At 60.1% G+C, this 10,422-nt stretch carries 16 protein-coding genes and 3 pseudogenes; 11 read left to right on the top strand and 8 right to left on the bottom strand.

The window, feature by feature from the left end; all coding sequences use genetic code 11:
- Positions 1 to 101 precede the first annotated feature (101 nt).
- Together DN412_RS40940 and DN412_RS40935 are read right to left on the bottom strand one after the other, a co-directional pair.
- Positions 102 to 596 carry a PIG-L deacetylase family protein gene (locus DN412_RS40940; protein ID WP_115216731.1) on the bottom strand — a complete coding sequence of 165 codons (495 nt, stop codon included), beginning with the start codon at positions 594 to 596 and terminating at the stop codon, positions 102 to 104.
- A 25-nt stretch (positions 597 to 621) separates the two neighbouring features.
- Positions 622 to 1,356, bottom strand: a complete 735-nt coding sequence (locus DN412_RS40935) for a hypothetical protein (RefSeq protein WP_133303170.1) — start codon at positions 1,354 to 1,356, stop codon at positions 622 to 624.
- A 129-nt stretch (positions 1,357 to 1,485) separates the two neighbouring features.
- On the opposite strand from DN412_RS40935, the gene DN412_RS45590 reads away from it, so the two are divergent.
- Positions 1,486 to 1,821 carry a hypothetical protein gene (locus tag DN412_RS45590; RefSeq protein ID WP_279635307.1) on the top strand — a complete coding sequence of 112 codons (336 nt, stop codon included), beginning with the start codon at positions 1,486 to 1,488 and terminating at the stop codon, positions 1,819 to 1,821.
- 36 nt (positions 1,822 to 1,857) lie between these two features.
- Positions 1,858 to 1,959 (top strand): annotated as a pseudogene (locus tag DN412_RS40925) (H-NS histone family protein); the annotation flags it as partial.
- On the opposite strand, the pseudogene DN412_RS40920 reads toward DN412_RS40925, so the two are convergent.
- From DN412_RS40920 to DN412_RS40910, 3 genes and pseudogenes are all read right to left on the bottom strand, one after another.
- Positions 1,949 to 2,290: pseudogene (locus tag DN412_RS40920) on the bottom strand (ISKra4-like element ISBte1 family transposase); the annotation flags it as partial. The pseudogenes DN412_RS40925 and DN412_RS40920 sit on opposite strands and share 11 nt — an antisense overlap.
- Positions 2,274 to 3,281, bottom strand: coding sequence for an IS5 family transposase (locus DN412_RS40915; RefSeq protein WP_115216729.1), 1,008 nt, complete (start codon positions 3,279 to 3,281; stop codon positions 2,274 to 2,276). The gene DN412_RS40915 and the pseudogene DN412_RS40920, both read right to left, overlap by 17 nt.
- Complete coding sequence (locus tag DN412_RS40910) at positions 3,278 to 3,778, bottom strand: plasmid pRiA4b ORF-3 family protein (RefSeq protein ID WP_115216728.1); 501 nt, start codon at positions 3,776 to 3,778, stop codon at positions 3,278 to 3,280. The genes DN412_RS40915 and DN412_RS40910 overlap by 4 nt, the downstream gene beginning before the upstream one ends.
- Positions 3,779 to 3,853: 75 nt before the next feature.
- On the opposite strand from DN412_RS40910, the gene DN412_RS45310 reads away from it, so the two are divergent.
- From DN412_RS45310 to DN412_RS40875, 7 genes are all read left to right on the top strand, one after another.
- Positions 3,854 to 4,267, top strand: coding sequence for a hypothetical protein (locus DN412_RS45310; protein WP_244223075.1), 414 nt, complete (start codon positions 3,854 to 3,856; stop codon positions 4,265 to 4,267).
- Positions 4,268 to 4,378: 111 nt separating this feature from the next.
- Entirely contained in the window at positions 4,379 to 4,633 is a 255-nt protein-coding gene (locus DN412_RS46165; protein ID WP_425267492.1) for a DUF3309 domain-containing protein, read from the top strand.
- A gap of 202 nt (positions 4,634 to 4,835) precedes the next feature.
- Complete coding sequence (locus DN412_RS40895) at positions 4,836 to 5,012, top strand: CsbD family protein (protein ID WP_115216726.1); 177 nt, start codon at positions 4,836 to 4,838, stop codon at positions 5,010 to 5,012.
- Positions 5,013 to 5,139: 127 nt separating this feature from the next.
- A complete protein-coding gene (locus DN412_RS40890) occupies positions 5,140 to 5,382 on the top strand; it encodes a hypothetical protein (protein WP_115216725.1) in 243 nt (80 codons plus the stop codon).
- 164 nt (positions 5,383 to 5,546) lie between these two features.
- The gene (locus DN412_RS40885; protein ID WP_115216724.1) at positions 5,547 to 5,762 is read left to right on the top strand and encodes a glycine zipper 2TM domain-containing protein; all 216 of its coding nucleotides are present in this window, start codon (positions 5,547 to 5,549) and stop codon (positions 5,760 to 5,762) included.
- Between the two features lie 274 nt (positions 5,763 to 6,036).
- A complete protein-coding gene (locus tag DN412_RS40880) occupies positions 6,037 to 6,183 on the top strand; it encodes a DUF3096 domain-containing protein (RefSeq protein WP_078196252.1) in 147 nt (48 codons plus the stop codon).
- A gap of 104 nt (positions 6,184 to 6,287) precedes the next feature.
- Positions 6,288 to 6,806, top strand: a complete 519-nt coding sequence (locus DN412_RS40875; protein WP_115216723.1) for a hypothetical protein — start codon at positions 6,288 to 6,290, stop codon at positions 6,804 to 6,806.
- A gap of 72 nt (positions 6,807 to 6,878) precedes the next feature.
- On the opposite strand, the pseudogene DN412_RS40870 reads toward DN412_RS40875, so the two are convergent.
- The 3 genes and pseudogenes from DN412_RS40870 to DN412_RS40860 form a co-directional block, all read right to left on the bottom strand.
- Positions 6,879 to 7,552 (bottom strand): annotated as a pseudogene (locus DN412_RS40870) (DUF1345 domain-containing protein).
- A gap of 649 nt (positions 7,553 to 8,201) precedes the next feature.
- Positions 8,202 to 8,495 carry a chaperone modulator CbpM gene (locus DN412_RS40865; protein WP_115216722.1) on the bottom strand — a complete coding sequence of 98 codons (294 nt, stop codon included), beginning with the start codon at positions 8,493 to 8,495 and terminating at the stop codon, positions 8,202 to 8,204.
- Between the two features lie 3 nt (positions 8,496 to 8,498).
- The gene (locus tag DN412_RS40860; protein WP_115216721.1) at positions 8,499 to 9,452 is read right to left on the bottom strand and encodes a DnaJ C-terminal domain-containing protein; all 954 of its coding nucleotides are present in this window, start codon (positions 9,450 to 9,452) and stop codon (positions 8,499 to 8,501) included.
- A 160-nt stretch (positions 9,453 to 9,612) separates the two neighbouring features.
- Between DN412_RS40860 and DN412_RS40855 the strand changes: the two genes are divergently transcribed.
- Both DN412_RS40855 and DN412_RS40850 read left to right on the top strand, forming a co-directional pair.
- Positions 9,613 to 10,011, top strand: a complete 399-nt coding sequence (locus tag DN412_RS40855; RefSeq protein WP_115216720.1) for an Hsp20/alpha crystallin family protein — start codon at positions 9,613 to 9,615, stop codon at positions 10,009 to 10,011.
- A gap of 17 nt (positions 10,012 to 10,028) precedes the next feature.
- Positions 10,029 to 10,422, top strand: a 394-nt coding sequence (locus DN412_RS40850) for an Hsp20/alpha crystallin family protein (RefSeq protein WP_244223074.1), incomplete at its 3' end; no start/stop codon positions are given.

Raw genomic sequence — 10,422 nt, 5'->3', positions numbered from 1 at the left:
TGCGCGAAAATTCGAGAGTAAACGCGAGTCTGGCGAAGTTAACAACCCCTTACCTCGAAATTTCGCAGCCTCAGGCTACATGCTCGGCTGCCGAGGCGGTCCTACTTCTGTATAAGGGAATGCGTTAAGCCCACCGCCGGATGATTTCTTAAGACGTCGAGCTTCCAGTAGTGTTCAGGGGCTTCAACGTCGGCCACGGACACCGGATCAAACTGTGCTATCTGGCTTTTGTATGCCCTTGCGGCCTGCATTTTCTGGCCACGGAATTGGGCGAAGCAGAGCAACGCGCGCGTCGCCATCCTCCCCTCCGTGCGCCATGCTTCGCCCCGCTGCTGCAGCGCGCCGGGATGGCGCCGATGGATCGCTTCCTCATAAATGAGCCAACTTGCCAGCCATTCCGCCAGAGCATAGGCCAGCTCGGCGGGCGCATATCGCATGCCGTACTGCCCATCGAGAAAGTCCAGCCATTGCGCCGTGGCGCCGAGCATGTACAGACCGCGCCGGTCTTCCTCGCGGCGCGCCCTGACCGCCTCGGGGCCGCTGCCGAAGCCTGCTGTGCGATCCCATTCCTGCAGCGCGCGGGCCGAGTCCGGCACGCCCCTTCATACGGACTAACGCAGCTTAGGACTTGGTTTCCGTCGTCGGAATCTTCCCGGCCACGGCCTTATCGATGGCGTCGAAAATGAGGATGCTTTGGCGAATATCCTCTTTAAACTCTTTGACGCGATCCTTTGGTAGTGTGTAGTAGCCCTTGCCTCCAGTGATTCTAATCTTTAGATCAGTCGTTGAAGAAACTTTGCGCAAGGCAGTCAGTTGTTGTGGCGCAACCACGAAATCATAGGATTCTTCTACGCCGATTGAACTGTTGTCTCGCTTCACGCCGCTATGAGGAAAATCTTGCTCAAGGATGACATCACCATCCGCCATGATCGATAGTTTTTCAATAAACAACCAGCCATGTTTATTATGAAAATATGTCGAAATCAATAGATTGGGCGCGTCGTTATCTTTGATAGAGATGTATGAGTGGACGTTTGTTGATGCGTTAATGCTGAGAAATGTGGGTGGGGTGAAAAAAAACAACTTTCGAAAGGCATCACGCTTCATAAGACTAATCACGTTTCCTTCTGGCGTGACAAATTTTGCTCCCGATTTACTGATTCCATCCTCATCCTGATTTTCTTCTTTCGACAAGGTAAATGCCGAACGAAATGCCTTGTTCCAGTCAGCGGGAGTGATTGCCGGCTCGTGTTTTGGTGAAGCTGCTTGAGGGGCGACTGAAGCCGGAGTTGTGTTCTCTTTGCATCCAACAAGGGCAAGTAGACTGACCGATCCCACAATACCCCAGGTCTTCATTCTCGTTATCATGCTTTGCTGTGCCAGGCGGGAGTCCGATCGAGGCAGTTTATTCGTTAGCCTAGATGGGCGCCAGTGAGCGATCCCCCTCGTTAGTAGGGGGCGAGGTACTGTGCTTGGCAAGTCCTTATGGCAGTTGTGTTGGAGGCGAAGGCTTTACTGTTTGCATTTCGCCGTCCATCCAGCATCAAAAACGCCGCCTTTCTTGCTCAGGATTCGAAGTCCGCACTTTGCTTCGGCATTCCACTTGCTCCGCTGAATGTCTCGGCGCGCAGCGAGGCGCGCGACGCGGCCGTGCAGGCCGGGGCCCGCGCCCGGCTCGAAACCCAGGTCGCGGCGCTCGCCGATCGGCTCGCGACCTGGACACCGTGCAGGCGGAGTTGGCCGCGGCGCAGCGCCGGGCCGAACGGGCCGAGGCCGAAGCGGCGCTGGCAGAATTGCGGGTGGCTCCACCCGGCGTCCTGAATCCGGATGACGGCAGCGACAGCAGTGACGACAGCAATGACAGCAAGAACTGAGCGGGCGGCGGCGATCCGCTGGATCCAGGCGGAGATGGCCGACTACGGGCTGACCATGGAGGAGCTGGAAGCGGCGGGTTGCTTTTGATCATCTGTTCGAGGTTCTGTACCCGCATGGCGATGTGGAACCAATCGAGAACGTATTCACCGCGGTCACCAAAACCGAGTTGGGCAAACCGTACGGTATCGCCGCCGTCCGACAGGAAGGTGACCGGCTGACTGGGTTGCACACCTTCTCGTAGAAGGAAGTTCCACATACGATTGGCCGGCCGGTGCTCCAGCTTGTGCACGTAGGCGAAACTATGCCCGCCATCCTGATCCCGCAGGGACTTGCCGACGATCACTTCAAACCAGCCATCCTGGCGGCGCCGGTGGCCGGCCAACCGAAGGTAGCCGCCGTCAATGCCGACGGCGCGGACAGGACTGGGGATTGCTTCCCTGGGCGGCCAACAACAGCTTCCTGGCGAGCACCAGATTCGCAAGACCGAACAGGCTGAACAGTTGCGCCGTGTTCTTGACCAAGCCCTTGTAGCGCACCTTGCGATGACCGAAGAGATTCTTGATCACGTGGAACGGATGCTCGACGCGCGCCCGGATTTGGGCCTTGGCCCGCTCGACGGCGATCAGCAAGTCCTTGACGGCGCCGTCACGCATCGCCTTTATCTTGCCGCGCTTGACGGCCACCTGCCACTTCACGGACTTGCCTTGCATCTCGTCGCGCTTCTCTACGCCCGTGTAGCCCGCATCACCAAACGCATGGTCTTCGTGGCCATGCAGCAAGGCATGCGCCTGCGACACGTCAGACTCGTTCGCCGCCGTGCCCACCACACTGTGCACCAGCCCCGAAGCCGCATCCACGCCGACATGCGCCTTCATGCCAAAGTGCCATTCATTACCCTTCTTGGTCTGGTGCATCTCCGGGTCGCGGCTCTTCTGCTTGTTCTTGGTCGACGGCGGGGCCTCGATGATGGTGGCGTCCACAATCGTGCCTTCCTTCATCAGCAGCCCCCGCTCACACAGCATAATGCCGATCTCGTCAAACAGCTTTCGCGTCAGTTCATGTTCGACGAGCATGCGGCGAAACTTTAGCAGCGTGGTCGCATCCGGCACCGCTTCGACCGCCAGATCGATCCCGGCAAACGCCCGCATCGCCATGCTGTCGTACAGCGCGTCTTCCAGCGCCTCGTCCGACAGCCCATACCACTGCTGCAGGAAGTAAATGCGCAGCATCCGCTCCAGTCCGATCGGTGGCCGCCCACGTTTGCCCTTGGGATAGTACGGCTCGACCGCCGCTATCAGGCGCGACCATGGCACCACGCTTTCCATCTCCGTCAGGAAGCGCTGGCGGCGCGTCACCCGCTTCTTGCCATAGCTTTCCGCTTCCGCAAAACTGATCTGTCGCTTCATCTCCGGCTCATCTCTTGGGCATGCACATGACAACGCTTACAAGCCACTCGGCGATGACTGCCACGCTGATTAGAGATTCCGCCCATGTCCTCGGGCGGGCATGGCCCGCAACCCGCCACGCAACGGGGCAACTGGCCAGGATGCTGGCGCAGCATACGCCGCTCCATCCGAATCTCGTGGCGCCACCACGCGTTGAAGTCATACACGTAGACGAAGCCTTCGTGTTCTCGGAGATGAAACTCGGTCAGCGGCAGTTCGTTTGCCACTGTGCGGAACTGCAGCACGCCCTCCTGAGCTTCGCCGTAACGCCTGCCACGAATGCTGAACACGTGCAGATGTTCGTCGGCCCAGCCCATGATGACCTGGATGACATTGTGCAACTGTCCGAGCGTCAAATGCTCGGGAACGAGGACACGTCGCCAAACCGGTGGGCTCAGGCCGCGCAGAGCAATTCGAAGTTGAAGGACGGGGGTCGCCGGCCCGGGATCGGAAGCCATGCGCGCATTGTAGGTGCCTCATTGGCCTCTCAGTAGCGGTCCGGCCGTCAGCCCCCGTTTTGGCGCGCTCTCCAATTGCAGCAGCAACTGCGCAGCCTGCTCGGCCACGAGCAGATCATCACACAAGCCTACGGGCGTCACCTGCTGATCAAACGTCTGGACGACGAGGAGCCGACCGTGGTGGCTCGGCTGACCGAACTCGGCCGCAATCGTTATGGCGCCGCCTTTCGCAACCATAGCGGGCGTTGGGAACCGTTGCCAGGCGAAGGCCCACTCGACGAGATGGCCGAGCTGATCGTCACGCTTCTGCAGCCGTATTTGCAGCCCGATAATGAAAAAAGCTATTTAAGGGATGTCGTACTAGTGCCCTGCCCGCACGTGTCCCCCTTATGTACCTGGGGCAACGCTTCTACCCCTGCAGTTTCGTTGAGCACGGGGAAGATCGGAATGCCGGAACGCGCCTTCCCGATGCGTACGGCACCGGACTGACTTGAGAATCCGTCACCACTATGCTTTGGGTTGGATGAGGATGTTCCTATCGATACGAAGTAGCAGCAACGAGTACTTCAGCGAATCCCTCGAATCGGTGTTCAGGATTCCATGGCATGGCCATCGACAACGCGATCCGCTAGAACGGCTGCCATCCGCCCGGCCGAATCAGCGGAAGGCGTGTTTTCTCAGAACCAGGAGCAGATCATGTCAATTGGACTCCTACTGTTGATTGTCTTGGCTATCTTCCTCGTTGGGGCAATTCCCAACTGGTCGTACAGCAGCGGATGGGGCTACGCGCCATCAGGCACACTGGGGGTGCTTTTGGTTGTGGTCCTTGTCCTGTTGCTGCTAGGCAGACTCTGAGGGGGGCGTCGGGGAACGTCCCGGGCCGCCGGAGCCGCCATTGCAAGGCAGGCTCATGGCCAGCTTCCTGAATCGCCGAGATCCAATCTGAGGAGCGCGCGTAATCGGGCACGCGCTCGGTGACAACCTGGTTGCCACCTGTCATCCCGCGGCCGAGTTGCCTCAGCATCCGGCTCGCAACACCAATGAAGAGGGATACATCATGAACAAGGACCAAGTGAAGGGCCGTGTCACAGAGGCCGCCGGGAGAGTCAAGGAAGCCTTCGGCAAGATGACTGGAAACAAGCAAACGCAAGTTGCGGGAACCCTGAAGAAGGATCTTGGCAAGACGCAGGCAGCGTACGGCGACGTCAAGGCGGATATCAAGAAAGCCGAGTAACAGAATATGGAGAGGGCGAGCACCCGAGCCAATGTACCGCCGGCACGATGGCAAAGGCGGCGAGCCGACTGGCCGCCTATGCCCGCTTCGGCCTTTCCTCGTTACATGCCGGCATCAGGAGACACCCATGCTGGACACGATGCTGAATCAGTTCCCTCCCCTGGAGCAGGAAGCTTTCCGCGAGACCTGTCTGCGTAACGGGGTCGCACCCGACGGATTTACCGTGACAGCAGTTGAAGGCGCTGTGCCGGCACGCGGGCGCAGCATCTCGGTACGCTTCGGCAGGGAAGTCCGCCAGTACGACGGAAGCCAGCCTGCGCAATGGACTGTCGATTTCGAGGACGACCTGAGATCGCGCGTGTTCGGCTGAGCTCTCCGCCGTTGCACCCGCGTACGCCAGCGGACCGACTTCTTGCGCCCATAGGGAGAACATCGTTTCGACACAGGCAGACGACCAGGCCTTTGCAGCCGGAGTTCGGGACCTATGGAACAACCATACCCGGCTCCCTGCGTGGCCGCAGGAGGTAGCAAGAAATGAAACGCACACAGACATTCCTCAAACGGACGGCAATCCTTATCGCCGTACTTGGCATAGTCGCATGTAGCGGCATGAGCCGGCGAGACACCGACACCGTAGTGGGTGCAGGCGTTGGAGGCGTGGCGGGTGCCGTGCTGACCGGCGGCAGCGCGTTAGGAACTGTCGGCGGAGCCGCCGTAGGCGGCGTCGTCGGCAATCAGGTCGGCAAGTAGCGGCAGCGGCGCGACTCTATGGGCGCCGCGCAAACGATGCTCAGCGATTTGCGACGCTCGCCGTGCGCTGCCTCCGTACGCTGTCGTACCGCGATCCCAACCGCTTTGAGGTAGGCCGAATTCATACCTCGAGCACCGGAGAGAATCATGGCGGACTGACGGCAGGCATCAGCCTCGAAGGCACCAAGGTAACCAAGGGTGGCTGCCATGTAACCATCGACAGCCGCCGACAAGAGCGCCGCCGCCAGATCAACGCCAATCACACAGGGCCATCATGAACTTCATCACCAGCGCCGGCCCTCTAATCTCGTTGATAGCCGGCATCCTGATTCTTGTCATTCCGCGGCTGCTTAACTATATCGTCGCCATTTACCTCATTGTCATCGGCCTGCTCGGACTGTTTGGCGGACACCTGCGCTGAGCGGGGGCCGGGGGGGCGACTTCCTTCCGGAAACTCTACACACTGACGACGGTGCGGGTCCACCCTCCGGGCCACCTGCACGCCGGGGCACTCGAGACACCATCATGCGTACCCTGCTCTGTCTTCGCTTTAAGAATGCCGCTTCCGCTCGGACCGGCTGGGAAAAACTGCTTCCCCTCGTGCGTGCGCCTGCCCACGTGACCGGCCCCTGGTTCGTGAGCCGAGGCCTGCGGCCGGTCGAGAGCTTTCCGGGCGCGGACGCTACGCACACCACCTTCCGGCATGAAGGCTCGATCGCCGGCTATGCCATCTTTGCAATACTTGGCCTAGCGCTAGCAGGATATTACGGCGACCACTCCGCCCCGCTGAGCGGCCTTACCACCTATGGGCTTGGCTTCGTGGTCTTCGGCGTCTGTGGCTGGCTCCTTGGTGCGTTGTGCGGCTCAATGTTGCCGCGACCGCGGCTGGCGCGGGCCGCTGCACTCTTGTCGCAGGACGAAATCATCATGATCGTCGGATGCAAATCCTCCGAGACGGAAACGATCAAGACGCTGCTATACGAGCTGGGCGGGGTCGGCATTGACGAGCACGGCGACTTCTTGCCACATCTGCACTGGACCTAAGCGTGACCGTCCCGCAGCAACGGGCCGTGCCGCCGGTAAAAGAAAGGCCTGGTGAAAGCCAGACGTCCGCTTTCAGAGATTGATCAGACCGGCCGCCACGTTTACGCACAGCCCCAGTACAGCGATATTGAAGTAGAACGAGAGCACGGACTGTGCAAGTACCGCTTGGCGGATGGCCCGCGATCTCAATGCCACGTCCGACGTCTGCGAGGTCAACGCGATCGCGAACGAGAAGTACAGGAAGTCCCAATAATTCGGCTCAAGCGCGCTATCTGGAAAGCTGAGTGCCGGTTCATCGGTACTCTCCTGCGCTGAGCCGTAGAAGAGCCGCGCATAGTGCAGCGCGAACATTGTCGGAATCAGGAACCAGGCGCCGAACAGCGTCGCCACGGTGAAGGCAAGATGCGCCAGCCCCGCGCCGAGCCCCAATCTTTCACCGTGGCCAGTTCGAGCACGATAGCGGCAATGCTGGCGACCGCAGCAATGCAAACAACTAGCAGAAACGTAGTGGCCGTCTCGTCCTCGCGAATGGCAATTTCCCTGACCATGTCTTGTGGCGCCCTGGCCATCAGCCACCAGACCAGCACGAGATAGGACCAAACGGCGATGTCCCAGCCGAAGATGACGCGCACTAGCGGGCGCAGCGACACCGGCGCCACGGATGCAGCGATGATGCCGATCACTAGCGCGATGGCGGCGCGCGGCCGGTATCGAATGAGCTTCGGGACAGGGAGAACGGGAAGCATGAGCGTCAGATAGTGGGTGGAATGGCCGCTTGCGCAGGCCGACCGATCTGGCTCCGACGCGCGTTCCAACGAAAGCTCCTCGACCATCAACGGCTCGCCAGGCTACGGCTCGCGCACCGGGCGGTGCCGACCCTTTGCACGAGGGTGGTCTATGCCTGAAAGCAGCTATACGGTGAGAACCTATGCCAGCGTAGCGCGTTCCAGTCGCCCGCTCAAGCTGCCTTCACCGGTCTATCGAGTTGGCTTCCATGCCTCAATGAGTGCCTTGAGCGCTGTCGTGATTGCAGCGTTCCCGGTGCTCTCGTGAATATCGCGGAAGTCGTCCAGTTGGAAGCGAGGGGTGATCAGTCGCTTTGGATCAATCTTGTGGGACGGCAATATGCTGAGGAGCATTGATGCGCATCGACGGGTTGAATTCGCAGGCCATTCCGGCGGTTCGGCGTCTGGCGCCAAACAGCCGAGATTGCGCAATAGAGGCCATCTCGGGTTGGCCTGATATTTCCCAGGGTCAATTCCCTGTGGTTGCTAGTAGATGGCAAAGGCAACTGCAAACTGCTGGGCTCGTTTCCATTTCGGCCTCGCGGTAGCGGCACGAACATCCGGCGTGAGCTAGTTCAAGGCGAGGGCTTTGTTGTTGACGCAAGCATCATCAACGCAGCCGCGCTTGCAGATCATCCATTTCTTCCAGCAGGTCGGCCACCAGAGCGGCCAGTTCCGGTATGGCGTCAAAGTCACGCTCCAACTGACGCATGCGCCGCGCCCGTCGAAAACTGGCGCTGGGAAACCGCCAGACGCCAGCGACACTTACGGCATGGGGGAACAAGCCCTCATCGACATGCCGCGTTAGCCACTCTGGTTCTACCATGCAGGCTGCCGCCACTTGCTCCAGAGTCAGCCAAGCGTCTTCCATCAAGCAACCTATTAGAACGTCATCATCACGCATGGGTCAGGCTCTCCTATCCGGGCGCGGATTAAAGGCCAATTCCCGCGCCATGGTTTCATAAAGCTCCCGCGCCTTGGGGGTGTTTGCCGGCGGCAACACCACCTGGATGTCCAGCAGCAGATCGCCCGGTGGATTAGCGGGAATGCCCTTGCCGCGCACGCGTAGCTCGCTGCCGCTCTGGGCGCCAGGGGGAATGCGCACCTTCAGGTCGCCCCCAGGTAAATCGATGGGCACCACCGCCCCCAGCGCCGCCTCCCATGGCGCCACCGGCAGGGTGAGGTGTAGATTGCGCCCCTTCACTTTCAGTTGGCCGTGCGGTTTGAAATGCACCTCCAGAAAAAGATCCCCCGCCGGCGCACCGCCGATCCCCGGCGCCCCCTGCCCCGCCAGACGGATGAGCTGACCTTCGCGCACGCCTTTGGGAATTTTCACGCTGAGGATCCGGCTCCTCAACTGCACTCCGCCCTGGGCGTCCATGCGTGGCACCCGCAGCGAAAGTTGACGGGTGGCGCCGGTAAAGGCGTCTTCCAGGTCCAGCAGCACCTTGGCGTGGTGATCCACACCGCGTGATTGGAAGCTGCCGCCGTGTGCATGGAAGCCGCGGTGCCTGCCCCCCACATGGCCAAACAGCTCGGCGAAGAAGTCGCTGAAATCGGCCTCTTCCTGGGGCGAGAAGCCCCGACTGGAGAACTCGAAGCCGGTGTCCCAGTCCGGCGGCGGACGGAACTCCTGGCCGGGCTGATAGCCTCGCTCCAATTGATCGTACGCGGCGCGCTTTTCCGGGTCGGAGAGCACGGCGTAGGCCTCGTTGAGCTGCCTCATGCGCAGTTCGGCATCCAACTCCTTGGAAACGTCCGGATGGAACTTGCGCGCGAGCTTGCGAAACGCCTTCTTGAGGTCCTCCGCCGTGGCATTGCGTGCCACCCCCAGCGTCTTGTAGTAGTCCTGGAACTCCATGCGTGGTCCCCTTTTCTGGGCTTGAGGGCTGACCTTCTCCTCGGAAGAATGATGCCGAAGCTCAGTCAAATCAAGAACTTGAAATCCCCAAGCGAAGCCTTACCATTGCAACCGGGGGCGTCAGACTATGGCGCCCGCGCGAAAGCGAATGGAGGCAAACATGATGTATCGATCGTTGTTTCCCCGTGACGTATTCTCAGAACTGGAACGCCTACAGCGCGAGTGGCAGCAGCCATTCGAGCTGTCTCCCAGCATTCGCGGTCGGGTCAGTTTTCCGGCCATAAATGTAGGCGGCACACCCCACTCGGTGGAAATCTACGCGNAGCTGGTGAAGAGCGTGCTGACCATTGTCGGCGAGCGCAAGTCCGATCTCCCCGACAAGGACGAGCAAACCTCCGTGCATATCGATGAACGCTTCGCCGGCCGCTTCCGCCGTGTGGTGAGCCTGCCAAACGACGTGAATCCCAATGCGGTAGAGGCCAAGTACCGCGATGGCGTGCTGCACATCAGTATCCAGCGCCTCGAAGCCGCGCAGCCGCGCCAAATCAACGTCCAGTGAGCGAGGAGGATCTGGCCATGAGCGACAATACTGCTGTCACCAAGCAAGGCGACACTGGCAGCACTGAAGCGGCCCTGATGCCGCCGGTGAATGTGTACGAGGACGCCGCAGGCATCACCCTGTACGCCGATCTGCCGGGTGTGCCTAAGGACAACCTAGTCGTGCAGGTACAAGGCGATATCCTGACCATCAAGGGCGAAGTCGTCCTGGATCTGGCGGAAGGCATGGAAGCCAGTTACGCGGAGGTTTCCCTGCCCCGTTACCGGCGCGTGTTCACGCTATCCAAGGAACTATTGAGATTTACAAAAAACATGACAACGGATTCAGGGCTGGCGCGTTTCATCTCTAACGGGTTGATTGGAGATACGCGCCGTGTCGAAGAAGCCGTTAGACGATGCAACGAAGAAGCGC

Origin of the sequence: Cupriavidus lacunae (assembly GCF_003353055.1) — a bacterium.
In the GTDB taxonomy this organism is placed as follows: Bacteria; Pseudomonadota; Gammaproteobacteria; order Burkholderiales; family Burkholderiaceae; genus Cupriavidus; species Cupriavidus lacunae.
This window is presented reverse-complemented; position numbering and strand designations above follow the sequence as displayed.